The sequence below is a fragment of the Mycolicibacterium sp. XJ2546 genome, assembly GCF_053483195.1.
The window spans coordinates 53,787-78,035 of sequence record NZ_JBEFRW010000010.1; the positions used below are offsets into that span (position 1 = coordinate 53,787).

Annotated in this window: 23 protein-coding genes; 6 read left to right on the forward strand and 17 right to left on the reverse strand. The window is 67.3% G+C overall.

The genetic code is table 11. From position 1 onward, the window contains the following. Positions 1-198: 198 nt before the first annotated feature. Positions 199-525: a hypothetical protein gene (locus ABQE44_RS17170; protein ID WP_448430992.1), complete on the forward strand. Its 327-nt coding sequence runs from the start codon at positions 199-201 to the stop codon at positions 523-525. Here the strand turns inward: ABQE44_RS17170 and ABQE44_RS17175 are convergent. Continuing rightward, positions 482-1,027 (reverse strand): hypothetical protein, encoded by a 546-nt coding sequence (locus ABQE44_RS17175; protein ID WP_448391204.1) that lies wholly within the window; start codon positions 1,025-1,027, stop codon positions 482-484. The genes ABQE44_RS17170 and ABQE44_RS17175 overlap by 44 nt on opposite strands. A gap of 138 nt (positions 1,028-1,165) precedes the next feature. Between ABQE44_RS17175 and ABQE44_RS17180 the strand changes: the two genes are divergently transcribed. After that, positions 1,166-1,588: an Rv2576c family protein gene (locus ABQE44_RS17180; RefSeq protein ID WP_448430994.1), complete on the forward strand. Its 423-nt coding sequence runs from the start codon at positions 1,166-1,168 to the stop codon at positions 1,586-1,588. Positions 1,589-1,595: 7 nt separating this feature from the next. Here ABQE44_RS17180 and ABQE44_RS17185 read toward each other — a convergent pair whose 3' ends face one another. Beyond that, entirely contained in the window at positions 1,596-2,498 is a 903-nt protein-coding gene (locus ABQE44_RS17185) for a haloalkane dehalogenase (RefSeq protein ID WP_448430996.1), read from the reverse strand. A 26-nt stretch (positions 2,499-2,524) separates the two neighbouring features. Then, the gene (gene helR / locus ABQE44_RS17190; protein ID WP_448430998.1) at positions 2,525-4,756 is read right to left on the reverse strand and encodes an RNA polymerase recycling motor ATPase HelR; all 2,232 of its coding nucleotides are present in this window, start codon (positions 4,754-4,756) and stop codon (positions 2,525-2,527) included. Positions 4,757-4,926: 170 nt separating this feature from the next. On the opposite strand from helR, the gene ABQE44_RS17195 reads away from it, so the two are divergent. Then, on the forward strand, positions 4,927-5,943 hold the full coding sequence (locus ABQE44_RS17195) for an Rv2578c family radical SAM protein (RefSeq protein ID WP_448391208.1): 1,017 nt from the start codon (positions 4,927-4,929) through the stop codon (positions 5,941-5,943). Positions 5,944-6,028: 85 nt separating this feature from the next. Here ABQE44_RS17195 and ABQE44_RS17200 read toward each other — a convergent pair whose 3' ends face one another. The 4 genes from ABQE44_RS17200 to ABQE44_RS17215 all read right to left on the reverse strand — a co-directional run bounded on the left by ABQE44_RS17200 (position 6,029) and on the right by ABQE44_RS17215 (position 10,453). Further along, positions 6,029-7,285, reverse strand: coding sequence for an acyl-CoA dehydrogenase family protein (locus tag ABQE44_RS17200; RefSeq protein WP_448391209.1), 1,257 nt, complete (start codon positions 7,283-7,285; stop codon positions 6,029-6,031). Next, positions 7,282-8,427 carry an acyl-CoA dehydrogenase family protein gene (locus ABQE44_RS17205; protein ID WP_448431000.1) on the reverse strand — a complete coding sequence of 382 codons (1,146 nt, stop codon included), beginning with the start codon at positions 8,425-8,427 and terminating at the stop codon, positions 7,282-7,284. The genes ABQE44_RS17200 and ABQE44_RS17205 overlap by 4 nt, the downstream gene beginning before the upstream one ends. Before the next feature lie 25 nt (positions 8,428-8,452). Then, positions 8,453-9,676: an amidohydrolase family protein gene (locus ABQE44_RS17210; protein ID WP_448391211.1), complete on the reverse strand. Its 1,224-nt coding sequence runs from the start codon at positions 9,674-9,676 to the stop codon at positions 8,453-8,455. A gap of 111 nt (positions 9,677-9,787) precedes the next feature. Further along, the gene (locus tag ABQE44_RS17215; RefSeq protein WP_448391212.1) at positions 9,788-10,453 is read right to left on the reverse strand and encodes a TetR/AcrR family transcriptional regulator; all 666 of its coding nucleotides are present in this window, start codon (positions 10,451-10,453) and stop codon (positions 9,788-9,790) included. An 84-nt stretch (positions 10,454-10,537) separates the two neighbouring features. On the opposite strand from ABQE44_RS17215, the gene ABQE44_RS17220 reads away from it, so the two are divergent. Beyond that, entirely contained in the window at positions 10,538-11,434 is an 897-nt protein-coding gene (locus ABQE44_RS17220) for an acyl-CoA thioesterase (protein WP_448431002.1), read from the forward strand. 82 nt (positions 11,435-11,516) lie between these two features. Here the strand turns inward: ABQE44_RS17220 and ABQE44_RS17225 are convergent, their stop codons facing one another. From ABQE44_RS17225 to ABQE44_RS17265, 9 genes are all read right to left on the reverse strand, one after another. Further along, positions 11,517-12,344 carry a mycofactocin-coupled SDR family oxidoreductase gene (locus ABQE44_RS17225; RefSeq protein ID WP_448391214.1) on the reverse strand — a complete coding sequence of 276 codons (828 nt, stop codon included), beginning with the start codon at positions 12,342-12,344 and terminating at the stop codon, positions 11,517-11,519. 15 nt (positions 12,345-12,359) lie between these two features. Beyond that, positions 12,360-13,106, reverse strand: coding sequence for an SDR family oxidoreductase (locus tag ABQE44_RS17230; protein WP_448391216.1), 747 nt, complete (start codon positions 13,104-13,106; stop codon positions 12,360-12,362). Between the two features lie 16 nt (positions 13,107-13,122). Next, on the reverse strand, positions 13,123-13,794 hold the full coding sequence (locus tag ABQE44_RS17235) for an MBL fold metallo-hydrolase (protein ID WP_448391217.1): 672 nt from the start codon (positions 13,792-13,794) through the stop codon (positions 13,123-13,125). A 41-nt stretch (positions 13,795-13,835) separates the two neighbouring features. Beyond that, complete coding sequence (locus ABQE44_RS17240) at positions 13,836-15,482, reverse strand: DUF885 domain-containing protein (protein WP_448391218.1); 1,647 nt, start codon at positions 15,480-15,482, stop codon at positions 13,836-13,838. Continuing rightward, entirely contained in the window at positions 15,475-16,365 is an 891-nt protein-coding gene (ypfJ, locus tag ABQE44_RS17245) for a KPN_02809 family neutral zinc metallopeptidase (RefSeq protein WP_448431004.1), read from the reverse strand. Before ypfJ ends, ABQE44_RS17240 begins: the two co-directional genes overlap by 8 nt. Positions 16,366-16,405: 40 nt before the next feature. Then, on the reverse strand, positions 16,406-16,909 hold the full coding sequence (locus ABQE44_RS17250; protein ID WP_448431006.1) for an SRPBCC family protein: 504 nt from the start codon (positions 16,907-16,909) through the stop codon (positions 16,406-16,408). Between the two features lie 110 nt (positions 16,910-17,019). Continuing rightward, positions 17,020-19,461 carry an ATP-binding protein gene (locus tag ABQE44_RS17255; protein WP_448431008.1) on the reverse strand — a complete coding sequence of 814 codons (2,442 nt, stop codon included), beginning with the start codon at positions 19,459-19,461 and terminating at the stop codon, positions 17,020-17,022. After that, entirely contained in the window at positions 19,458-20,171 is a 714-nt protein-coding gene (locus ABQE44_RS17260) for an adenylate/guanylate cyclase domain-containing protein (RefSeq protein WP_448431010.1), read from the reverse strand. The genes ABQE44_RS17255 and ABQE44_RS17260 overlap by 4 nt, the downstream gene beginning before the upstream one ends. Positions 20,172-20,243: 72 nt before the next feature. Continuing rightward, a complete protein-coding gene (locus ABQE44_RS17265; protein WP_448431012.1) occupies positions 20,244-21,131 on the reverse strand; it encodes an oxidoreductase in 888 nt (295 codons plus the stop codon). Positions 21,132-21,209: 78 nt separating this feature from the next. Between ABQE44_RS17265 and aspS the strand changes: the two genes are divergently transcribed. Further along, the gene (gene aspS, locus ABQE44_RS17270; RefSeq protein ID WP_448431013.1) at positions 21,210-22,976 is read left to right on the forward strand and encodes an aspartate--tRNA ligase; all 1,767 of its coding nucleotides are present in this window, start codon (positions 21,210-21,212) and stop codon (positions 22,974-22,976) included. Here aspS and ABQE44_RS17275 read toward each other — a convergent pair. Beyond that, positions 22,973-23,764 carry an SDR family NAD(P)-dependent oxidoreductase gene (locus tag ABQE44_RS17275; protein WP_448391225.1) on the reverse strand — a complete coding sequence of 264 codons (792 nt, stop codon included), beginning with the start codon at positions 23,762-23,764 and terminating at the stop codon, positions 22,973-22,975. The genes aspS and ABQE44_RS17275 overlap by 4 nt on opposite strands. A gap of 55 nt (positions 23,765-23,819) precedes the next feature. On the opposite strand from ABQE44_RS17275, the gene ABQE44_RS17280 reads away from it, so the two are divergent. Further along, a complete protein-coding gene (locus ABQE44_RS17280) occupies positions 23,820-24,242 on the forward strand; it encodes a nitroreductase family deazaflavin-dependent oxidoreductase (RefSeq protein WP_448391227.1) in 423 nt (140 codons plus the stop codon). Positions 24,243-24,249 lie beyond the last annotated feature (7 nt).

Below are 24,249 nucleotides of genomic sequence, written 5' to 3' on the forward strand. Positions count from 1 at the left end.
AATTTCCGCATTCTGCGCACGCTCGCGCCAGGGTCACTGTGCGGTTGCCGAACCGCACAGAAAACTCGGCTTCATTTGCCACTCCGGCGCCACCGCGCAGCTCACGGTCATCGTGCCGATCTACGCGATCAACACGCGCCCGTGATCACCGGCTTCGGCGGCCTCGCGTGCGCCTTCTGGACCTGCACGGTGGGCACGATGACCGTTAGCGACGCCGACGGCGACAGCATTCCGAACTCGAATGTCACCCCTGGGACAGGCGCAGGGCGCACCGTCGCCATCGGATCTGTCACGGTCTGGGGCTACGGCGTAACGACGATCGCGTGGGGCGCCGGCGGCAGCTTCGGTACCACGCCGACCGCCAACACCTTCACCGTCGACGACGGCCATTGGACCGTCACCAACGGTGTGGTCAACGTGGGCGATTCGGCAAAGTTCTGGGCGAACTGGGCCGACGGCTCTGGCACCAGAACCACTGGAACTAGCGCTGATGCCCTGCGTCCGAGCTCTGGGCCACGGCGGTGAGGATCTCGTCGATGCTGCCGACGCCGCCGTCGAACGGGTTTCCGCGCTTGAGTACCTTCGTGCCACCGGGCGTCACCGCAACCAATTTCGGTGAGCTCGAACCGATTTGGAGTCGACGCGCGAAGCGCACCTGATCCAGCTGCACGATCGCGCCGCCCCGGTAGCTGAACAAACCGAGCTTGCGGTCGATCACCGCCACGGGCCGGCATTCGTTGAGCGGACGCCCCCGGTTGCGCCGGATCCTGCGCACCACGACGACGGCGGACACCGCCAACACGACAGCGGCCGCCACCAACGCCGCGCCCAGCGCCGCCGATGGCGTGCCCGTCACCAGCGCGACGACGCCGAAGCCGCCGGCGACGAGCACGAGCACGCCCAGCACGAAGGCCAGCACCGCCGACGGCCCGGTCCCGCGGTCGATGACCAGGACGCGGCGTCCGTCGTCAGTGACGACGAGGCCGCCGGTGTCAGCGATTACCCGGGGTTGCGATGACGTGTCCACGCCTGCAGCGTGCCACCTCGCTTATTGCGAGCGTGCGTGAAATCGCCCAGATCGTCGGCGTGTCGGCCGCAAACACGCACGCTCGCCGGAAAAGGCGAGGGGTGTAACGATTCGGTATGGTGCGGCGATGTGAGGGACATGCGAACTGCGACAATTCGGGTCGGGGCAGCGCTCGCGCTGGCGGCCGCATCCATCGGAGTCAGTCAGGCCACCGCGAACGCGGAGCCGACCACCCATCAGGTCCGCTACACTCTCACGTCACCGGGTAACACTGCGGACTACAAACTCAACTACCTGATCGCGCAGCCGGCGAGCAAAGAGGCCTACAACGCCGACGCGTATGCGTACCTCAGGAGCGAGCAGATCGATCTGGGCCCGGGTGCGCCGTGGGTGTTCGAAACCACGCTCGAGGACCCGCAGTGGGCGATTCTGACCGCGAGCACCGGCGTGCACGCCATGCAGGGCGCACCGAACCCGCACTGCGAGATCGCCGTCGACGGTGAGGTCGTCGTCTCGAACACCGGCCCCTACACCGCGCATTGCCAGCTCGGAAACTGGTGACGCAGACCTAATCGTTTGCCGCGCGCAGCGCGCGCACGAATGCGGCGAGGGCGTTGCCGATTTCGTCGGGGCTGTCCTCCTGGATGAAGTGCGTCCCCGCGACGGTGACCTCGGTCTGATTCGGCCAGGTGCGCACGAAGTCCCGCACCCGCCCGCGGGTGATCGCGCCGGGCGCGGCGTTGACGAACAGCTTTGGCACGTCGCTGCCGGCCAGCCACCGGCCATACTCGTCCACGATCGCGACGACGTCGGCGGGCTCACCCTCGATCGGGATGTTGCGCGGCCACGACAGTGTCGGGCGTCGGTCTTCACCGGCGGTGAGGTACGGCGCGCGGTAGTGGTTCATCTCCTCGTCGGTGAGCGGGCGTTGCACGGCGCCGGGCAGGACGGCTTCGACGAACAGGTTCTGCTCCAGGATCATCGCTTCGCCGTCGGCTGAGCGGAACCCTTCGAACAACGGTCGGACCGGGCCGGGGAAGTCGGCCCAATCTATCGGCATGGCAATGGCTTCCATGTAGGCGATGCCCGCCACCCGGTCGCGGTGTCGGTTGGCCCAGTCGAAACCCAGCGCCGAACCCCAGTCGTGCAGCACCAACACCACGCGGTCGCCGAGGTCGAGCGCGTCCCACAGCGCGAACAGGTAGTCGCGCTGCTCGGTGTAGTGGTAGCGGTCCGGTCCGGAGTCCTCGAGCTTGTCGGAGGCGCCCATCCCGATCAGATCGCAGGCCACCAGCCGGCCCAGACCCTCGAGGTGGGGCATCACATTGCGCCACAGGTACGAGGAGGTGGGGTTGCCGTGCTGAAAGACGATCGTGCAGCCGTCGACCGCGACGCCCTCGTCGACGTAGGCCATCCGCCTGCCGTGGATCTCCTGGTACTGCAGCTGTCCGTAGGGTTCGGCTCCGGCCATGGTGCGCATCTTTCCAAACCGACGCGCTACGTCAACTGCTGGTTACCCGCGGCGGCGAGCGTGTCGAGGCCGCTCAGCGCCGACGGCAGCGCGGCGGTGTGCAGCACGCCGAGGCGTTGGGTGGCGCGGGTCAGCGCGACGTAGAGTTTGGCCGCGCCGCGCTGGCCGTCGTCGAGGATACGGTGCGGTTCCGCCACCAGGACGGCGTCGAACTCCAATCCCTTCGTCTCGGCCGGGGTCACCGCACCCGGAACGCCCGGCGGCCCGATCACCACGCTGGTGCCGTCGCGGCCGGCCTCTTCGCGCATGAACGCGTCGATGGCGCCGGCCAGGTCCTCGGCGCTGACCTGTCGTGACCACGGCCGGGTTCCGCACGAGCGCACCGACTCCGGCGGCTGCACGCCGGGGGCGAACTCGGCGAGCAGCGCGGCGGCCACGTCCATGATCTCTGCGGGCGTGCGGTAGTTGACCGTCAACGACCGGTATACCCAGCGGTCGGGCACATACCGCTCCAGCATCGCGTCCCACGACGTCGCTCCGGCCGCCGACCGGCGCTGGGCCAGATCGCCGACCACCGTGAACGACCGGCTGGGGCAACGCCGGAACAGCACCCGCCAGTCCATCTCGGACAGCTCCTGGGCTTCGTCGACGACGATGTGCCCGTACGTCCAGTCCCGGTCCGCCGCAGCGCGTTCGGCGACGTCGCGGGTGTCGCGCTCGACGAACCGTTCGGCGAGATCCTCGCTGGCCAGCAGATCCTGCGCCATCAGACGGTCCTCGTCCTCCATCATGTCTTCGCGCGCGACCATTAGCTCCAGCACGCCTGCGGCGTAGTCGGCCCGGGCCCTGCGTTCGCGCTCGGCGGCCCGGTCCGCGGCCTTGTCGCGGCCCAGCAGGTCCACCAGTTCGTCGAGCAGCGGCACGTCGGACACCGTCCAGGCCTGGCCGTCGGCGCGATGCAGCGCAGGGTCCGCACCTGCTGTGGCGAGCCGCTCCGGTGATGAATACAGCTGGGACAGCACACGTTCGGGCGTCAGCAGCGGCCACAGCTCGTCGAGCGCAGCGGTGAACGCCTGGTTTTCGCGAAGCTCTTCGATCAGGTCGGCGCGAAGCTCTTCCCACGCGTTGCGGTCGTCGCGGGTCAACCAGCCCCGCCCGATGCGTGCGATCGCCCGCTCGGTCACCACGTAGGTGACGATCTCGGTGAACACCGCGCGGGCCGCGTTGTGTGGCCTGCCGCTGTCGCGCGCCTCCTGCCGCGCCCACTCGGCGGTCGCGCCGTCGATCTGCACGGTGACGTCGGAAAGTTCGATCGGCAGCGGATTCTGCGGCAGCCGTTGATGATCGGCGACCGCGGCAGCCAGCACGTCGAGCATCTTCAGCGATCCCTTGGCCGCCGCGACGCGCGGATCATCCTGTGCGGTGAGGTGCAGGCCGGGCACCAGGTCGCCGGCGGTCATGAACACGACGTTGGTCTCGCCCAGTGACGGCAGCACCCGGCCGACGTAGTCCAGGAACGCCGGGTTGGGCCCGATCACCAGGACGCCGTGGCTTTCCATCCGCTTGCGGTGGGTGTAGAGCAGGTAGGCCACCCGGTGCAGCGCCACCACGGTCTTCCCGGTGCCCGGGCCGCCCTCGATCACCAACACCCCGGGGTGGTCGAGGCGGATGATCTCGTCCTGCTCAGCCTGGATCGTGGCGACGATGTCGCGCATCCCCGGGCCGCGGGGCGCGTTGACCGCCGCGAGCAGCGCGGAATCACCCGCGAAGGCGGTGTCGTCGTCGGTGGCTTCGCCCGGCCCGACGAACACCTCGTCGGTGAAGTCGGTGATCCGGCGCCCCAGGGTGCGGAACTGGCGGCGCCGACGCATGTTCTCCGGGTTGGCCGCGGTGGCGACGTAGAAGGGGCGTGCCGCGGGTGCGCGCCAGTCGACCAGCAGCGGCTCGTAGTCGTGGGTCTCGTCGAACAGCCCGAGACGTCCGACGTAGGTGCGTTCTCCGGTGCGATCGTCCAGCCGGCCGAAGCACAGCCCGTGGTCGGCGACGTTGAGTCGGTCCAGCTGCCCGGCCAACCCCCGCACCGCGGCGTCGCGGTCGACGAGCGTGCCGCCGTCCTGGGCGTCGATGGGGGCGCGCAACGCGGCGTCGTACTTGTCCTTGAGCCGGGCGCGTTCGGCGTCCAGCCGCGCGTAGAGACCGGCCACATAATTCTGCTCGGCTTGCAGTTCCTTCGATTTACGGGTTGTCACATGCCTCATTTCGTGAGTTTGCGCTTCGGCCAACGAGTTTGACGCATCACCCCGGTCTTGCCGCAAGCCCCCTGCCGCGCGCTATCTTGGAGTGGGAACGGTCGAGCGCTGCCAACAAGCTTACCGACGCGCCCGCGACCACCTTGACATCGGCTCGAACGTCAGTTCGAATGGTGGATATGCGGTGGGAAGGTCAGGGCGTCAGCGTCGACGACGGCGCGCTGCCGGGCCTGCAGCGCATCGGCTTCGTGCGCAGCGTGCGCACCCCGGAGTTCGACGGCATCACGTTTCACGAGGTGTTGTGCAAATCAGCGCTCAACAAGGTGCCGAAGGCCTCGCAACTGCCGTTTCGCTACACGGTCAACGGCTACCGCGGCTGCTCGCATGCCTGCCGCTACTGCTTCGCCCGGCCCACCCACGAGTACCTCGACCTGAACTGCGGGGCCGACTTCGACAGCCAGGTCGTCGTCAAGACCAACGTGGCCGAGGTGCTGCGCCGCGAACTGTCGCGACCCTCGTGGTCGCATGAGACCGTCGCGCTGGGCACCAACACCGACCCGTATCAGCGCGCCGAAGGACGCTACGCGTTGATGCCCGGAATCATTGCCGCGCTGGCTGATTCGCGCACCCCGTTTTCGATCCTGACCAAGGGCACGCTGCTGCGGCGGGACCTGCCGCAGATCACCGATGCCGCCCGCCGGGTCGATGTCAGCGTCGCGGTGTCGCTCGCGGTGGCCGACCCCGACGTGCACCGGGACGTCGAGCCGGGCACGCCGACGCCGCAGGCACGCCTCGGGCTGATCTCCGCGGTGCGCGAGGCCGGCCTGGACTGCCACGTCATGGTGGCTCCGGTGCTGCCGTATCTGACCGATTCGGCCGAGCACCTCGACACCCTGCTGGCCCAGATCGCCGCCGCCGGGGCCACCGGGGTGACGGCGTTCGGGCTGCATCTGCGGGGCTCGACGCGTGGCTGGTTCATGGGCTGGCTCGCGCGGGCGCATCCGGAACTCGTCGCGCCCTACCGAGACCTGTACCGGCGCGGGGCGTACCTGCCGCAGGACTACCGCAAGATGCTGCACGAGCGGGTGACCCCGCTGATCGCCAAGCACGGCCTGGCGCCGGACCGGCGCTCGTTTCGCACGACGGCGACGCCGGCCGTCGAGCCTGCCCAACCGCTGCAACCGACGCTGTTCTGACCGCTTTCTCCGGCGAGCAGACACGGAAGGGGCCCCGCGGCACCCGAATACGCAACATTCTGCGTCTGTTCGCCGACCTTGCGGCTCAGCCCTTGTTGCGCTTGACCTCTTTGAACGGCACCCCGCGGTCGGCGGCATGCTCCCGGGGGAAGCCCAGCACCCGCTCACCGATGATGTTGCGCGCAATCTCGGTGGTGCCGCCGCCGAGCGCGGCGGCCTGGCGGGACAGGTAGCGCTCGCCGTGGCGGATCAGATCGTCGCCGGCGTCCACGACGCCACCGCTGGCCGCGATCGACAGTACGGTGTCGAACTCCAGATGGTGGATGTCGGCGTGCGCGATGCGGATGATCGAACCGGCCGCCGGCGGCAGCGAACCGTCGAGCACACCGTGGTAGACGTGCTCGATGAGCTGCTCGCGTACGGCGCGGTGCACCAGCGCGCGGCCGGCCATCTCCTGGGCGCGTTCGCTGTCGGCCTGGCCGGTCGCCTCCAGCAGTGCCACGTAGTCGGTGGGCACATCGGATTTGCCCTCGGCGCCGACGCCGCTGGCGAACTCCGAGCCGCCTCCGACCGCGCGCCGCTCGTGGTAGAGCTGCCGCGACGCCACCTGCCAGCCGCCGTTGACCTCCCCGACGACGGCGTCGTCGCCGAGTTCGAGGTTGTCGAAGAACTCTTCGCAAAACTCGACCGAACCGTTCACCTGCTTGATGCGGCGCAGCGTGATGCCCGGGCTGTTGATCGGCACCAGAAACATGGTCAGGCCCTCGTGCTTGGGGACATCCCAGTCGGTGCGGGCCAGCATCAACCCGTAGTCCGCGGCGAACGCGCTGGTGCTCCACGTCTTGGCGCCGTTGATCACCCACTTGTCGCCCTGGCGGTCGGCGCGGGTGATGACGCCGGCGAGGTCGGAGCCGCCGCTGGGCTCAGAAAGCAGCTGGACGAGGACCTCGTCGCCACGCAGCACCGCCGAAATGTGCTGGCGCTTCTGCTCTTCGCTGCCGGTGTCCAGGATGGTGGCCGCGCAGATCGTGAAGGTCGGCGTGTTGAGGATGACCGGAAGCTCGTAGCAGCGGGAGACCGCGTCGAACGCCTTCTGGTAGGCGATCGGGAGACCGAGGCCGCCGTACTCCCTGGGAAAGCAGATGCCGGCGAATCCGCCGTCGGCGAGCCTCTTCTGCAGCTCACGGGCGCGCAGCCACGGTTCCTCTTCACCCCGGTCGTGCTCGGGCGGGTTGTTCGGGTCGATCGAGGGCATGTTCTCTGCCAGCCACGCTTGGGCACGCGCGGCGAACTCCTCGACCGACTCCGTGGTTTCTGTTGGCGCCGCAGCAGTTTCGGTCATCCGGCGTGCTCCAATTCCCGGCCCTCTTTGGTCAGTGCGTAGACGCGTAGGTTGTGTTCTTCGGGGGTGCCGAACATCGAGCGGTACAACGTGGCGCGACGCAGGTACAGGTGCAGGTCGTGCTCCCAGGTCACGCCGATGCCGCCGTGTAACTGAATGCAGTCCTGCAACATCCCGGGAGCGTGTTCTGCGCAATAGGATTTCGCGACGCTGACCGCCATCTCCGCACCCGGCGAACGTGCCGCCACCTCGGCCACCGCCGCATTGGTGGCCGCCCGGCATGCCTCGAACCAGATCTTCAGGTCGGCGTACTTGTGCTTGAGCGCCTGATACGAGCCGATCGGGCGGCCGAACGAATGCCGGTCGAATCCCCACTGAATGGTGAAGCCCAACACCGTGTTCAGGATGCCGACGATCTCGGCGCACTGGAGCACCACGGCGATCTGGTTCTGCCGCGCGATGATCGCGGGAGTCTGCTCGGCCGACCCGACCAGCGCTGAGCCGTCGACCTCGACGCCGTCGAAATGCACACGGGCGTAGGTCTTCACCATGTCGATCGAGCGCTGCGGTTCCACGCGCACGCCCGCCGCGTCGGCGGGTACCAGGAATTGGCGCACGGCACCGTCGCATTCGGCGACCACCAGCAGGACGGCGCTGTCGGCGCCGGCTTCGACGCGATCCTTCACGCCGTCGACACGGAAGCCGCTGCCGGTTGCGGTGGCGGTGACCGAGGGCGTCATCGGTGACCACGGTTTCCCGGGCTCGTAGACCGCCCACGACGCGACCGCTTCACCGGATACCAGTGATTCGATTGTGTCGCCGTGGTTTTCGGGCACCTCGGCCAGCGCAGCCAGCACCGTGCTGACCGGATGCAGGGGGCCGGGCGCGACGACCTTGCCGACGAGTTCGGCAACCAGCGCCAGGTCCTTCACCCCGTCTCCGGACACGCTGCCGCCGCCGACGTCCTCGGGTACGAGCAGGCTGGTCCAGCCCAGTTCGGCGGCCCGACGCCACCAGCCGGTGTCGAACGATGTGCCGGCGTCGTGCAGTTCGCGCAGTCGGCTCAGCGACGCCTCCTTTTCGAGGAAGGCCTGCGTGGTCGAGGCGAAAAGCAGGACCTCGGGGTTTGCGGCGTCGGTCATGGAGTCGGTTTTACCTCTTCGAGGGTCAGGCGGGGATGACGAGAGGCGGCACGTCCGGGTTGTGGACAATCTCGTTGGGGACCTTGAACAAATCGATCATGTTGCCGCCCATGATCTTTCGCTGGCCCTCCTCGTCGAGCGCCTGCAGGTCGTCGATCAGGTGGGTGGGTTCGGCCAGGCCCTCGGGATGCGGCCAGTCCGAACCGAAGATCACCCGGTCGATGCCGAGCAGGTCGGCCATCTGCGCGAAGTCGTCCTCCCAGAACGGCGCGACGTAGACCCCGCGCTTGAACGCCTCGATCGGATCCTCCGGGAACTCCTGCGGCATCTTCTTGTAGGTGCCCTCGAACTGCTTGAACAGGTAGGGAACCCAGTCCGCACCGTTCTCGATCGACAGGATTCGCAGATCGGGGTTGCGGGTCAGCGCGCCGTGGCACACCAGCGCGGCCATCGAGTCCTCGATCGGCCGCTTGCCCATCGACACCATCCGGAACGCTGTCGGTTTGAACGGCAGGAACTCGTCGGCAGGCTCCCAGTCGTTGAGGTATTCGGCGTATCCGGAGTCGGAGGCGTGCATCGAGACCGGGATGCCGGCCTTGACGCAGGCGTCCCAGAACGGGTCGAACTCGGGCAACCCGAACGAGCGGGTGCCGCGCAGGCCGGGCACCGGTGCGGGCCGCACGAGCACGGTCTTGGCGCCACGCTCGAGGCACCACTCGAGTTCCTCGAGCGCGCGGTCGACGATGCCGAGGTTGATCACCGGGGTGGAGAAGATGCGGTCCTCGTAGTTGAACTGCCAGGTCTCATACATCCACACGTTGAGCGCATGGATGACGTCGAGAATGAGTTCGGGGTCGTCCTTCATCCGTTCCTCGACCAGGCTCGCCAGGGTCGGGAACATCAGCGAGTAGTCCAGCCCCAGCCCGTCCATCACCTCCAGGCGCGCGGCGGGTTCGCGGAACGCCGGGATCGCCTTCATCGGCTTGCCCATCACCTCGCGGAAGCTCTTGCCGCCGCTGCCGTGCTTGAAGTACTCCTCCTGCGCGCCGGGTCGGGCGACGACCTCGAACGTCGGGTTGGGGATGTAGTCGCTGACCTGGTTGCGCACCATGATCTTGGTCCGGCCGCGGACCTCAATGTAGTCGATGACGTTCTTGCGGTGATCCGGCAGGAACTGCGTCAGCGCCTCTTTGGGCTCGTAGAAGTGGTTGTCGGCGTCGAACACCGGATACGGGAGCTTGCGGGCCATTTCCGCCTCCTGGAGAGTCTGGTTCTGCAATGCTGGTAATGACATTACCACGTCTGGACCAGCGTAAACACCACCCCCGGTCCGGTGGCGTCGGGGCCGGTGCCGCGCAGGTCAGGTGGCGTCGTCGGGTGCCGATTGCAGGCCGCCGACACAGAATTGGTAGATGTGGTCGGCGTCGACGGGCACGCCGTTGAGTTCGGCGCCCAACACCTGAAGCCGCATTGCGCCCAGCGCGGACTGCATGATCAGCGCGGCCGTGGCGTCGACGTCGAGGCCGGGCCGAAACACCCCCTCGGCGATGCCGCGCTCGATGATGTCTTTGATCAGCTCGTGCAGCGGGGACAGCACGCGGGCGTACTCGCGCGGCAGGGTTTCGGCGAGGTGGTCGTTGTAGTACGTCAGACCTCGGTTGACCTTGTCCTGGGTGGTGGATTCGGCCGGGGTGCAGATGCGGTCGATGAGCACGCGCAGGGCCTTACGGCTCGGCAGGCCCGCGGTTTCGTCGCGCCACCTGCGGGTGGACTCCGACATGATCTTGTCGATCAAGGCCAGCAGCAACTCGTCCTTTGTGGAGAAGTGCTGGTAGAAGGAGCGTAGTGAGGTCTTGGAGCGCTCGACCACCTCGAGCACCGTGAAGTCGGTACGTCCGGTTTCGCCGAGAATCGCCAGCGCGGACTTCATGAAGCGCTTGGAGCGCGACTCCTGGTCGACGACGGCAGCACCGGTGGTGGACGCCGACCGGGCGGCGCCGGCCGAGCGGCCGGTGCTCTTCGGCATGCTGGACAACCTTCCGGGGCTCGCGATGACTGGCTGGTAATGACGTTACCGCTTTTGCGGATGCCCGGGTTAGTGTTCGGTCCCATGACGACAGATTCAGTGCATCCATCCGTGGCAGCTCAGTGGACCGTTGAAGGACTGCTCGACCTGTTCGACGTGGAGCCCGACGGACAAGACCGTTTCATCGCCCAGACGGGGCCCGCAGGCGAAGACGCCCGACAGGTCGTCGAGGGTACGCAGGTGCTCGCGCAGGCGATTGTCGCTGCGGCCAAAAGGTTTTCGGACAAGTCGGTGCGCTCGGCGTACGCGGTGTTCTCCCGGGCGGTCATGGTCGGTGCAGGCCCGGTGGAGCTGGAAATCGACGTCGTCGCCGAAGGACGTTCCACCGCAACGGCTATCGTGGCGGCCAAACAGAACGGCAAGCGCTGCATCACGGTGACCGTGCTTGCCGACGTGCCCACCGCAGACGTCATCCGGCACCACGTGCCCCGCCCCGATGTGGCGGCGCCTGCCGACGCGAACGTTTCGGAGATGCCGATGGTCGGGCGGCAGGTCCGGTTGGTCGATGTGGTCGACGTCAACAGCCCCGACGAGGTGGGACCGCCGGAGTTGTACGCCTGGCTGCACTACGAGCCGATCCCGACACGCGATGACCTGGGCAAGGCGTTGATCGCTTATTTCACGGGGCACCTGGGCATTTCGACGACGATGCGGGCGCATGCGGGTATCGGTACCGCACAGTCGCACATCACCGTGTCGACCGCGCCGATGACGGTGTCGGTGAGCTTTCACGAGCCGTTCACCTGGGACGGCTGGATCCTCTACAGCCATGAGAGCACGCAAGTGGGCGCCGGCATGTCGTATGTGCGCGGGACGGTGCACACCGAAGCAGGTGAGCTCATCGCCTCGTTCGCCCAGGACGCGTTGATCCGACCGCTGCGCACCACCGACACCGCGATCAAGGAACAGTCGCGTCTCTAGAACTTTTCCAAGCGCGAGCAGACGCAAAGTGTGCTCTTGACGCCTCGAAAAGCAACACTTTGCGTCTGCTCGCGCAACGGGGTCAGATCTTCAGATAGCCCTTGTCCGCGGGGATCTGGGCCGCGGTCAGCAGCGACGACGCGTCGCTGGCCAGCCAGAGCACGATGTCGGAGATCAGGTCGGGGTCGGCCAGCGAGTCGGTCGGCAGCGCGCCGGGCGAGAAACTGTGGATGTAGGTCTGATGGTCGGCGAAGGTCTGCCACATCGAGGTGTCGTTACCCATCGGGGTGTCGGTGCCGTACGGATGCACCGAGTTGACCCGGATGCCGTACTCGCCGAGTTCGACCGCCAGCGAGTTGGTCAACGCGACGACACCGAACTTGCTGGCGCAGTAGTGCCCGCAACCCGGAACGGCTTTGATGCCGGCGGCTGAACTGATCGTGATGATCGACCCGCCGTTGCCCGCCTCGATCATCGGCGGCACCACGGCCTTGATCGTGTTCCACACACCGGTCAGGTTGACGTCGAGCACGTCCTGCCACTGCTTGGCCGAGATCTCCCACAGCCGGCCCCAATTCATCACCCCGGCGTTGGCGACGACGATGTCTAGGCGGCCGAACTGTGCGATCGCGTCGGACACCACCCGTTGCTGTCCGGCGGCGTCGCGGACGTCGACCCGGTCGGCGACGATCTTGCGGCCCTCACCTTCGACCAGGCTCACGGTCTCGGCGAGGTCCTCGGGCAGCGCGGGGGGATAGCCGTTGTGCTCGGCGACCGGGCCGCACGCGTCGATCGCGACGATGTCGGCGCCCGCGCGGGCCAGTCGGACACAGTGCGAGCGGCCCTGTCCGCGGGCCGCACCCGTGACGTAGGCGACCTTGCCGGCCAGCGGGGCGGCGGGGTTTGTCATCGGTGGGATCTCCTGTCAGTCGGCGCCGGCGGCGAGCCAGTCATCGAACGTGGTCGGCTCGATGCGAGCATTCTCACCCGGCAGCAATGCATTTCCGGCCATCGCAACCCCGAACATGCCCGACCACGTCGGCACCAGCTTGACCCGACGGCCCCGGGCATCGAGCGTGCGCCGGGCCATGTCGACCAGATCCTGGGTCTCCGGGCCGGCCACATCAACATAGCGGCCTCGGGGCTCGCCCGTGACTACCTCGGCCAGCACCCGGGCGATGTCGTCCGGTGCGATCGGCTGCACCAACAGGGGAGCGATCGTCGAGACCCCGTCCTGTTCGGTCCACCCGGCGACCATCGCGGCGAAGTCGTGAAATTGCGTGGCGGGCACGATCGTCCACGGCACGGGCCCTTCGGTGACCAGCCGTTCCTGTTCGCGCTTGCCCGCATAGTGCGGGTTGCCCTCGATGTCGTGGATTCCGACGATCGACAGCAAGACGTGGTGGCGCACCCCGGCGCGCTGCTCGGCCGCGAGCAGATTGCCTGTGGTGGTGCCGAAGTAAGTCTGCGTCTGCTCACGGTCGGTGGGCGGCGCGCTGATCGCGTCGAGGACCGCGTCGACGCCGGTGAGCGCCTCGTCCAGACCGTCGCCGCTGACCAGGTCCACGCCGAGGGAGCGGCTGATGCGGACCACGTCGTGGCCTTCGTGCTCGAGGATGCTGACCGTGCGGGCGCCGATGTTGCCCGTCGCGCCCGCGACGCCGATACGCATGGTGTGACCTCCTCGACTACAGGGCCGCCGCGGCTGCACGGATCCGTGAGCCGGCAGACGACGCTATCGGGTCACCGTGCCCGAAGCAGGCGGTTTCGACATCGAGGCCCGCCAACCGCTGAAACGAGGCGACAGTGCGGTCACGGTCCTGGTTGAAGGTGCCGAGCATGACGGCGCCGACGTTGGCGACGGTGTCGCCGGTGAAGAGCACCCGGTGCCGCGGCAGGTGGATGGCGATGCTGCCTTCGGTGTGGCCGGGCACCGACAGGATCTCGGCGCCGCCGCCGAAGTCGAGCACGTCGCCGTCGACCAGTTCCTGATCGACGGCCACCGGCGGCGCTGCCTCGGGTAGGCCCGCCGAAACACGTTGGTGGATCGGCACTTCCCAGTCTTCGAACACCGGTGGCGGAAGGGCGGTGCCGGTGCGGATCGCGTCCGCATCGCCTGCGCCGGCGAACACGGCGGCGCCCGTCGTGCTGCGCAGTTCGGCGGCGGATCCGACGTGGTCGACGTGCCCGTGCGTCAACACGATTCGGTCGACGCCGGGCACCGCGGCCGCGATGTCTACACCGGATCCGGGCGCGCCGGTGTCGATCAGCGTCACCGACTCCCCGTCGGTCCAGACATAGACCTGCCAGCCGTGCACGCGCAGCATGGTGAGGTGGGGCGTGACGGTCACGGTGTCCATGACCATGACGCTAGAGCTCGGCGGGCGCCGAGCACAGCGGATCAGCTCGTCGCGAAATCGCTCATCAGCGCCGATCTGAGCACGTCCAACGGTAAACCACCCAGATCCAGCGCGCGGCTGTGGAACTCCTTGAGCGAAACGCCGCAGCTGAGGGCTTCATGGCGCAGCTGCTGCCAGATCCGCTGCCCGATCGCATACGACGGGGCCTGACCCGGCCAGCCCAGGTAGCGGTCCAGTTCGAACTGCAGATGTTCGTCGTTCATCGCGCTGTGGGTACGCAGGAAATCCCATGCCCGCTCGGCATCCCACACCCCGCCGTCGGGCGCGGTCATTCCACCGTGCACCCCGATGTCGATACACACCCGGGCGGCCCGGAAGCGCTGAGCATCAAGCATTCCCAACCGTTTACCGGCATCGTCGAGCCAGCCCAACTCCGCCATCAGCCGCTCGGCGTACAACGCCCAGCCCTCACCGTGACCCGACACCCAGCAGCCCAGTCGACGCCACCGGTTCAGCCGGTCGGCCAACACCACGGCACGCCCGATCTGCAGATGATGGCCGGGCACACCCTCGTGGTACACGGTTGTGGTTTCGCGCCAGGTGTGAAACGTGTCGACGCCGTGCGGTACCGACCACCACATCCGGCCCGGCCGCGTCAGGTCTTCCGACGGGCCGGTGTAGTAGATGCCGCCGGTGTGCGTGGGCGCGATCCGGCACTCCAACCGCCGCAGGGGGGCGGCGATATCGAAGTGGGTGTCGGCCAACGCTTCGACGGCCCGGTCGGAGAGGTCCTGCATCCAGGCCTGCAGCGCGTCGACCCCGTGCACGAGGTAGCGCTCCTCTTCGTCGAGGCTCAGCAGCGCATCGGCCACAGTGGCTTCCGGGTAGAGCTGGTGTGCGAGGGACTGCTGTTCGGCGACAATGTCTTCCAGCTGCTCGAGACCCCACTGGTAGGTCTCCTCGAGATCGACCGTCGCGCCCAGAAACGAGCGTGACCACAGCCGGTACTCGTCGACGCCGACGGCGTCGTCGACCCGCGCGTACGGGGCGACCTCGTCGCCCAGAGTTCTGGCCAGTTCACGGTAGGCATAGGCGGCGTTGGCCGCGTGCAGATGCAGATCCTCCTGCAGCGCCGCGTTATCGGGGACGGCGTCGACGACCATGTCGACGAAGAACTGCTGGATGCCGGTGGCCTGCTCGATGCCGCGCGCGACCTGGCGCACCGCAGGTGCCCGCCCGGCCGCCACCGCGGCGCGCAACGCGTCGGTATAGCCGCCGACGCGGTCGGGCAGCCGGGACAGTCGCACGGCGATCAGCGCCCAGTCGTCCTCGGTTTCGGTGGGCATCAGGTCGAAGACGTTGCGCATCGACTGCAGTGGTGAGGCGATCACGTTCAACGTCCCGACGTCGAGGCCGGCGTCGTTCAGTTCGATTGCCACTCCGAGCCGCTCGCGCATCGCGGCGATCGTGACCTGGTCCACATCGTCGGCCGGTTGTGTGCCGTCGAGTTCGCGCAACGCGCTTCGGGCCGCCTCGGCGCGCGCGGCGACACCGTCGGGGGAGTAGTCGGTGATGTCGTCGTCATGGCCGGTGATGCCCAACTTGCTTGCTGCACAAGGATCAAGCGCAGCACTACGCTCCAGGTAGCGTTCAGCGACGGCATCGACCGCCGAAGGTGTCCTAACCAAGATCGCTCGTGGCGAAGGTGTCGCAGCTGTTCGGGTCGCCGGTGCGGTAACCCTCGGTGAACCACTTCTGCCGTTGCGCGGCCGAGCCGTGCGTCCACGCCTCAGGGTTGACCTGACCGGTGGCCTTCTTCTGAATGCGGTCATCACCCACCGCTGCCGCGGCCGACAGCGCGTCGTTGATGTCTTTGTCGCTCAACGGTTCCAGGAACGGCACGCCGGTGCTTTCTTGTGTGGTGATGGCCGCGTGGTGCGCCCACACGCCGGCGTAGCAGTCGGCCTGCAGTTCGGTGCGCACACCGCCGCCCGTCGGGCCCGCCGCGCCGGGACCCTGCGACTGTCTCAGGGCGCCGGTGAGGTTCTGGATGTGGTGCCCGAACTCGTGGGCGACCACGTACTCCTGTGCCAGCGGGCCGCCGCTGGAGCCGAACTGGTCTCTCAGGACGTTGAAGAAGTCCACATCGAAGTAGGCGGTCTGATCGGCCGGGCAATAGAACGGTCCGACCTCGCTGGTCGCTGGGCCACAACGAGTGTCGACGCTGCCGGTGAAGAGGTGAACGTGCGGCCGGGTGTAGCCGGGCATCTGCTGGGACCACACCCCGTCGAGTGAGTTACCGGTGGCTGCCACGCGGCACTCGGGTATCTCGTTGGCGTCGGCGCCGGTCTGGCACTGGCTCAGATCGAAACCCGGGGCCGCGACGTCGGCGTTGCCGTACTGTTGCTCGGGCATGACGGTGCTGGGATCGACCCCGAGGAACAGGGCCACCACGAGGACCAGGAGGCCGCCGACACCCCCGCCGATCGCGATACCTCGGCCAGGACCGCGCCCGCCGCCGCTGCTCGACGTGGTGCTGGTGTCGATGCGCATGCCCTCGTTGAAGGTCATGCCGACCAGCTTTGCACACCCTCGCGGCGGAGCGGGTGGATCAAGAGACCTGGTAGCGCTTGTTCGAGTAGTCGCGCAGGTTGTACAGGAATTTCTGGAACATCCAGCCCATCACCGGCCGCCCCAGCGACATGCCGAGGCGGGCCGCGACGCCGTTGGGCTTCATCGCCATCACCCAAGTCAGATGGCAACCGCCCGGGGTCTTCACCACCCGGTAGTCCTCGGCGAACGCCGCGATGCTATTCGTCGAGGCTTCGTTGAACCGAAAGGCCATGTGGCTGTAGGGCTGCCAGGCGAGAAATTCCTCGTCGCCGACGATGCCGCCGCGCATGTGCACGGTGCGGGTGGTGCCGACACCACGCGGCTCCGGGCTGGTCCAGGTGACCTTGGTGATCACGCTGGCCCACTGCGGCCAGGATTCGGCGTCGGCGAGCACCTCGAACAACTGCTCAGGGGTGATCGCCAGGTCGACGGTGCTGACGAACCGAAACGGTGCGTCGTCGATGAAGTCCAGGCCGACGCGCTCGCATACGTGCATGGCCATACACCCTAGGCGACCATGTCTAGCCGGGGGCCGTTCCAGGCAGGTGCGCCGAACCGACGCTTTGGCTGGTTTTCGGGCGGGTGAATCGACCATTTCGTCGGTTTCGGTGTCTAGTCCATCGCACGAGCGATCGCGATATGGCCCTCCATGCCGACCTCCTCCGCACGGACACGGTAGCGCTCACGGAGGTCGGCATAGGTAGCGTCGTCACCGCGCGCCTGCGCCAGCATTGCCCTCATCCGCAGCAGGGGTAGCTCGTGGTAGAGGTAAACGGGTTCGGTCGGCATGGCGGCCAACCGATCTACGGCCGCTTGGGCCTGTTCGAGATCTCCCGGGCCTCGACGCCGAAGCAGCGCGTCAACAAGCACCGTGGTGGTCCATCCTCGATTCATCATCTCGCCCCCGCGGACCTGCTCCTCGAGGACGCCGCGGCACAGGTCGATCGCCGTATCGAAGTCACCCGTCCGTATCTTCTCCGCGGCGACGTCAAGGTCGGCGCACCATGCTGCGATGACCGTGAAGCGGTGGTCTAGTGCCACCTTCCGACACCTGGCGAGTAGTTCGAACCCGTGTTCGCGATCAGTGTCGTCGCGCCGCACCAACACCGTGCCACGCACGAATTCGCAAGTCGTCAGCGAGAAGTCGTCGCCGAATTGCTGCGCGACTGCCAATGCCTCAGCGGTGTCGCGCATTGCCGCGTCATCGGGAAGCAACGCCCAATTCTCAACCGCGATGTACTTGAACATCACCGTGGCGCAGAAGGTGAACCTGTCCACCGCACGGGCCAGCTCGATGGCTCGATCGTAACCCTGCTTCCACCCGTCGATTCCGAGGATGGATGCCGCTGACGCGCGGAGTACGAGGGCAAATGCAAGCGGCGAACCGATGATCATGTTGCCCATACAAGGGTCGCCGTTGGAGAGTTCGATGGCGCGTTCTGCCAGTCTCAAGGCTTCGGCCATTTCGCCCGCGTCCCACTTCGCAATGATCGGGATGGACATCAGTGCCACGGTAATTTCGGGATCGTCGATAGATTCCAGCAGGTCGACGAACTCAGTGGCCAGCAGCGACGCTTCGGAATATTTACCGTAGAAGTTGAGCATCTGCACCAGCCCCGTCATCCCGAGCGCCAACGATCGCTTGTCATCTGCCGCTGTCGCGAGCTCGCGCAGCTCTTCGAAGCCCACGTCGGCAAGGCTCCCGCCGACGCGCCAGATGGTGGCGCACAACAAGGTTCGCGGGGCAATACGCATTGACAACCGGTCGGGATCGTCTCCGGGCAGCATTTCTGCCACCGCACGCGCCCGCTCCCAGCTCATCCGCGCGGCGGCAATATTGCGGTGCACTGACCAGGTCCCGGCCCGCATGTGCCAATCGAAGGCCCCGTGAAGGTCGCCCGCTGCCTCGAGGTGCGTCGCGATCAGGGCGGCATTCTTGTCCACTGACGACGGATCCTGATGTTCGACGGCGGCCGCGACCTGCCGGTGCAGCTGTGAACGGCTCGACCTGAGCTGCGACTCGTAGGCGACCGCGCGGATCAACGGATGTCGGAATGCGTACTCCGACATCGACACAGGTTCGACGAGCTCGGCATCGATCAGCTCGGCCACCTCGGTGACATCGAGTGCACTCAGCAGCCGAACCCCGAACGACGAACCGATCACCGATGCCGCGTTGAGCGTACGCTTGGCGGCCGCGCCGAGGCGATCGATGCGGGCGGCGATGGTGGCCTGGACGGTCGGCGGAACGCTGACCTCACCGTCGCCGCGGTAGACGTAGGCGCCGCGCCCGCCGTCAAGAATCCCGCGCTCAGCCAGATCACGCACGATCTCCTCGATGAAGAACGGGTTGCCTGCGCCGCGGTCGGCTACGCGCTCGGCGATCTGTGCGACGGACGGATCTGACCCCAACAACTCGGCCAACAGGGTCGATGTCTGCGAGCGGTCCAGCGGGCTCAGCGGGATCACGTCAGCGGCCACACCTGTTTCGCCTGTTTGGCTCAGCACGCCGCGATACTCGGGGCGGTACGTGATCAGAACCAGCGCAGCCGTTTTCGGAACCGTGGAGAGGAAATCGGTGAGTAGCGATTCGCTTACGGCATCGATCCACTGAACATCGTCGATCACATACAGAGCGGGTTCAGTGCGTGCCAGCAGAGCCGCGGCGAGCAATCTGGCGAGCCGACGCCTGCGCGCGTCCGGGTCGATACCACTGCCTGCGCCGTGGTTACCGATACCGAGCAGATCGTGAAGGAGGTCGAGATCCTCGGGATCAGCTTTGGGCACCTTGGTTCGGACCCTGAGCGCGGCATCAGCCGGGTCCAACCCGTCCACACCGAAGAAGGAGCGCAGTAGCTCGGCGGCGGCGAAGAATGGAATTTGGCTGGAATGCGATTCGCAGTACGCCGAATAGACGTCGAGGCCGCGGTTCGCAGCTCTTGCCACAGCTTCCTGGGTAATCCGGCTCTTGCCGATCCCGGGTGCGCCCTTGATTCCGATGACGCGCCCGCGGCCGCTGATCGCCTCCTCGAACGCGGCCGCTATCACGCTCATTTCTCGACCTCGGCCCACCAGCGGGGTCGTGCGCTGCCTGCGCGGCGATGGTCGCCGACGGCCAGGAGCCGGCGTGCGGTCACCGGCTCGGATGCCCCTTTGATCCGCACGAACAGTCGCTCGCTGAGCCGTGTGTCGCCGTCGACCAACCTGGCCGTCGTATCGCTGAGCATCACGCCACCGGGGGGCGCGACCGATTCCATCCGTTGGGCCATTCCGACGTGCTCACCCATCGCCGTGTAGGCGAGAGCGTCGGGACCGATGTCGCCGGCGACAACCATGCCGGAGTTGAGCCCGATCCGCAGCTGCAGTGAGATCCCGTCACTGCGAGCGGTCTCCGCGGCCAGCACACGAACCTCCTTCTGGACGTCGAGCGCGGCCAGACATGCCCGACGAGCGTGATCCTCCAATGCTCGCGGAGCGCCGAACAGCGCCATGATTCCGTCGCCGGTGAATTGGTTCACGGTGCCGTCGTAGCTGCGGATGACGGTTGTGGCGCGGAACACGAGCTCCGTCATGACTTCCCGCAGCCGTTCCGGGCCTAGCGCCGCGGCGATGTCCATCGACCGGACCACGTCGGCGAACAGCACCGTCACCTGCTTGTACTCGGCGATGTGAGGCTGGTCTAGCGGTGTTCCGCACCTGTCGCAGAACCGGGCGCCGACACGCGCTTCGGTAGCGCAGGTGGGGCAGCGCGCCGGTGCTTTCATCCGCCCGCCTCCGGGAGGCCGTCGCTCGATCGTGCCGGAAAACGATATCGCCGTTCGGCGCGGCCTGTGAAATTATCCGGGCCCGTCGCTCGCGGCGGCCAGCAGCGGCACGATCACGTCGCTGATCGGGGTGGCGAGGCCGTACTCGTCCGCTTTGCGCAGGATCACGCCGTTGCGGATGTCCCACTCCAACTGCCGCCCAGCCTGGCGGTCGGTGAGCATCGACGTGGTGATGTCATCCGGCGACTTGGCGAGCAGGTTGACGACCTGTTCGATCACCTCCTCGCCCAACTTCGCGCCGTCGGCGCGCGCCACGGCCAGGCACTCGGCGAGATAGCGGCGCGCCAGGCTGGCCACGTCGTCGCGGCGGAACATGCCGGCCCGGCGCCCGGTCAGCACCATGAACCCCACAACCGCGTTGACGAGAAGTTTGTGCCACGCCGCGCTGAGGAAGTTCGGATCGATCTCGACGGCGACCGCGCTGCCCTCGAACAGGTCGACGATCGTGTGCGCGGCGGGGAGCTCGGGCAGCACCAGCCGCGCCGCTGTGCGCAACCGGATGTGGCCCCGCGGTGCCGGTTCTGCCGAAATCCACACGGCCACAGGCACGACCGTCGACGCGGGGTAGTAACGTCCGACACGCTCGACTTGTTCGACGCCGTTCTGCAGCGCGGCGATCACGGTGCGTTCGTCGCACAACCTGGCCAGCCAGGGCGCCGCGCCGGCGTTCTGGGTGTCCTTGACCGCCAGCAGCACCACGTCGACCGGGCGGTCGACGCGCGCCGGGTCGGTCAGTACCGGCCCGGGCACCACGATCGGCGCGCCGTTCTCCGGCCTCACCTCGATCGCGGCACGCGGTGTGCGCCCGCACAACATCACCTGGTGGCCGGCCGCATGCAGCAGCGCCGCCACGGTGGAGCCGATCGCGCCGGGGCCGACGACGGCGATGGTGGTGCGCACGCAGGCCAAGCTACCGGGCAAAACGACACCTTTACACTTGGGCAGTTGTCCCATCAGCCGATTTCCTCAGGAGTTTCAGTGCTGCGCAGTTCCGCCGCCGGGTCGTTGCGGCCCGCCGACGCCGGTCAGAAGGTGACGTTGGCCGGCTGGGTGGCACGCCGCCGCGACCATGGCGGGGTCATCTTCATCGATCTGCGCGACGCATCCGGGGTGTCGCAAGTGGTGTTCCGCGAACCCGAGGTGCTCGAGGTGGCCCACCGGCTGCGCGCGGAGTTCTGCATCGCCGTCGACGGCGTCGTCGAGATCCGGCCCGAGGGCAACGCGAACCCCGAGATTCCCACCGGCGAGATCGAGGTCAACGCGACGTCGCTGACGGTGCTGGGAGAGAGCGCACCGCTGCCGTTCCAACTCGACGAGCAGCCCGGCGAGGAGACCCGCCTCAAGTACCGCTACCTCGACCTGCGGCGGGAGGGACCCGGCAGCGCAATCCGGTTGCGCTCCAAGGTGAATGCGGCGGCGCGTGAGGTGCTCGCGCGCCATGACTTCGTTGAGATCGAGACGCCGACGATGACGCGGTCGACGCCGGAGGGGGCGCGCGACTTCCTGGTGCCCGCGCGGCTGCAGCCCGGGACGTTCTATGCGCTGCCGCAGAGCCCGCAGCTGTTCAAGCAGTTGCTGATGGTGGCGGGCATGGAGCGCTACTACCAGATCGCGCGGTGCTACCGCGACGAGGACTTCCGCGCCGACCGCCAGCCGGAGTTCACCCAGCTCGACATGGAGATGAGCTTCGTCGACACCGAGGACGTCATCGCGATCTCCGAGGAGATCGTGACCGCGCTGTGGGCGTTGATCGGCTATCACGTGCCCACGCCGCTACCGCGGATGACCTACGCCGAGGCGATGCGCCGGTTCGGCACCGACAAACCCGATCTGCGGTTCGGCCTCGAACTCGTCGAGCTGACCGACTATTTCAAGGACACCCCGTTCCGGGTGTTCCAGGCGCCCTACGTCGGCGCTGTCGTGATGCCGGGTGGGGCGTCGCAGCCGCGGCGCACACTTGACGCCTGGCAGGAATGGGCCAAACAGCGCGGCCACCGTGGACTGGCCTATGTGCTGGTCAACGAGGACCGCACGCTGGGCGGCCCAGTGGCCAAGAACCTCTCCGAAGCCGAACGCGAAGGGCTGGCCGGGGCCGTCGGCGCGTCACCGGGGGACTGCGTGTTCTTCTCGGCCGGACCGGCCAAGTCCTCACGCGCGCTGCTGGGCGCGGCCCGCGTCGAGATCGCCAAGCGGCTGGACATGATCGACACAGCTGCCTGGGCGTTCGTCTGGGTGGTCGACTTCCCGATGTTCGAGCCGGCGGACGAAGCGGCCGCGCACGGTGACGTCGCGGTCGGATCCGGCGCGTGGACGGCACTGCACCACGCGTTCACCGCGCCGAAGCCCGAGTGCGTCGACCTCCTCGACACCGACCCGGGCAGTGTGCTGTCCGAGGCCTACGACCTGGTGTGCAACGGCAACGAGATCGGCGGCGGGTCGATTCGTATCCACCGCCGTGACATCCAGGAGCGCGCGTTCAAGGCGATGGGCATTGGCGCGGACGAAGCGCAGGAGAAGTTCGGATTCCTCTTAGACGCCTTGACCTTTGGCGCACCGCCGCACGGCGGGATCGCGTTCGGCTGGGACCGGATCACCGCGTTGCTCGCGGGCACCGACTCGATCCGCGACGTGATCGCGTTCCCCAAGTCCGGCGGCGGCCTCGACCCGTTGACCGGTGCGCCTGCGCCGATCACGCCGCAGCAGCGCAAGGAGTCCGGTATCGACGCCAAGCCGAAACCCGACTAGTCCCAGTCACATCCGGTGAGTTTGACTGATGCATCCCACAATTGGCGCGACATCGCCCGGTCGCGTGCCTTCGGCCGTAACCGGGTCACCTTGGGCGGGCCGATCTGGTTGAACCGCGGCGCCAGATAGGTGCCGCTGGGCAGGTCGGTCGTCACCGCCTGCAGGCTGGCCCGTGCGCCCTGGGCCGGGGTGTGCAACAGCCGCCGCATCCGTTGATGCTCACCCATCCCGAGTGATCGGGTGATGTCGGTGTCGGTGGCGCCGGGGTCGGTGGCGTATGCGCGCACACCGCGGGCGGCCAGCTCGGTGACGAACAGCAGGTTGGCCAGCTTGGATTCGCCGTATGCGCTCCACTTCGCGTATTTGCGGTGATGCCAGTTGAGGTCGTCGAGGTGAAGGCGGGTGAACAGGTACGTGGCACTGGCCACCGAGATCACCCGGTCGCTGATCTTCGCGCCGAGCAGACACGTCAGCGCGAAGTGCCCGAGGTGGTTGATGCCGAAATGGGATTCGAACCCGTCGGCGGTGCGCGTCAACGGCATACCCATCACGCCGGCGTTGTTCACCAGCACGTCAACGCTTTCCACCGAGTCGGCGAACGCCCGCACACTGGCCAAGTCGGCCAGGTCGAGGTGGCGCACCTCGACGTCACCGCCCATCTCGGCGGCGGCCTGCTCACCTTTGGCGATCGTCCGGCACGCGATGACGACGCTGTGTCCCTGCGCGGCCAGCGCCGCCGCCGTCGCCTTGCCGACGCCGCTGTTGGCGCCCGTGATAATCACCCGCATCCGCTCATTATGGAGCCTGGGGAATAACACCGAGCCGTTGCGCGCTCAACACCGCGTGACCGAAATTCCCGACTTGAAAGCGTTCAATGCCGGCATCGTCGACGAGTTCCGCGCCAACAACGGCAAGGTCGGCGGCCCGTTTGAAGGCGGCCACCTCCTGCTGCTGCACACCATCGGCGCGAGATCCGGTCAGCCGCGGCTGTCGCCGCTGGCCTACTTCACCGTCGAGGACAAGATGTTCATCGTGGGGTCGTACGCGGGCGCGGACAAGGATCCCGCCTGGGTGCATAACCTCCGGACTAACCCCCGGGTGCGCATCGAGGTGGGCACCACCGAGTACGACGCCGTCGCTCGTGAGCTACCCCGGCTCGAGCGCGATGAGCTCTACCCGAAGCTCATCGAGCTGGCACCGGTGTTCGCCGAATACCAAGCCAAGACGAGGCGGGTCATCCCGGTCTTCGAGCTCCAGAGAGCGTGATTTCCCC

Bases quoted from the DNA above. Each gene is read 5' to 3' on its own strand.
- ABQE44_RS17225 (WP_448391214.1), bottom strand. From the start codon at position 12,344: ATGACAAACCCCGCCGCCCCGCTGGCCGGCAAGGTCGCCTACGTCACG.
- ABQE44_RS17210 (WP_448391211.1), bottom strand. From the start codon at position 9,676: ATGGCCCGCAAGCTCCCGTATCCGGTGTTCGACGCCGACAACCACTTC.
- ABQE44_RS17260 (WP_448431010.1), bottom strand. From the start codon at position 20,171: ATGAAAGCACCGGCGCGCTGCCCCACCTGCGCTACCGAAGCGCGTGTC.
- ABQE44_RS17200 (WP_448391209.1), bottom strand. From the start codon at position 7,285: ATGACCGAAACTGCTGCGGCGCCAACAGAAACCACGGAGTCGGTCGAG.
- ABQE44_RS17185 (WP_448430996.1), bottom strand. From the start codon at position 2,498: ATGGCCGGAGCCGAACCCTACGGACAGCTGCAGTACCAGGAGATCCAC.
- ABQE44_RS17230 (WP_448391216.1), bottom strand. From the start codon at position 13,106: ATGCGTATCGGCGTCGCGGGCGCGACGGGCAACATCGGCGCCCGCACG.
- ABQE44_RS17195 (WP_448391208.1), top strand. From the start codon at position 4,927: ATGCGGTGGGAAGGTCAGGGCGTCAGCGTCGACGACGGCGCGCTGCCG.
- ypfJ (WP_448431004.1), bottom strand. From the start codon at position 16,365: ATGACCTTCAACGAGGGCATGCGCATCGACACCAGCACCACGTCGAGC.
- ABQE44_RS17235 (WP_448391217.1), bottom strand. From the start codon at position 13,794: ATGGACACCGTGACCGTCACGCCCCACCTCACCATGCTGCGCGTGCAC.
- ABQE44_RS17275 (WP_448391225.1), bottom strand. From the start codon at position 23,764: ATGCGGGTGATTATCACGGGCGCCAACAGCGGCGTCGGCAAGGCGACG.
- ABQE44_RS17180 (WP_448430994.1), top strand. From the start codon at position 1,166: ATGCGAACTGCGACAATTCGGGTCGGGGCAGCGCTCGCGCTGGCGGCC.
- ABQE44_RS17250 (WP_448431006.1), bottom strand. From the start codon at position 16,909: ATGGCCATGCACGTATGCGAGCGCGTCGGCCTGGACTTCATCGACGAC.
- ABQE44_RS17255 (WP_448431008.1), bottom strand. From the start codon at position 19,461: ATGAGCGTGATAGCGGCCGCGTTCGAGGAGGCGATCAGCGGCCGCGGG.
- ABQE44_RS17215 (WP_448391212.1), bottom strand. From the start codon at position 10,453: ATGCCGAAGAGCACCGGCCGCTCGGCCGGCGCCGCCCGGTCGGCGTCC.
- ABQE44_RS17170 (WP_448430992.1), top strand. From the start codon at position 199: ATGACCGTTAGCGACGCCGACGGCGACAGCATTCCGAACTCGAATGTC.
- ABQE44_RS17220 (WP_448431002.1), top strand. From the start codon at position 10,538: ATGACGACAGATTCAGTGCATCCATCCGTGGCAGCTCAGTGGACCGTT.
- ABQE44_RS17205 (WP_448431000.1), bottom strand. From the start codon at position 8,427: ATGACCGACGCCGCAAACCCCGAGGTCCTGCTTTTCGCCTCGACCACG.
- helR (WP_448430998.1), bottom strand. From the start codon at position 4,756: ATGAGGCATGTGACAACCCGTAAATCGAAGGAACTGCAAGCCGAGCAG.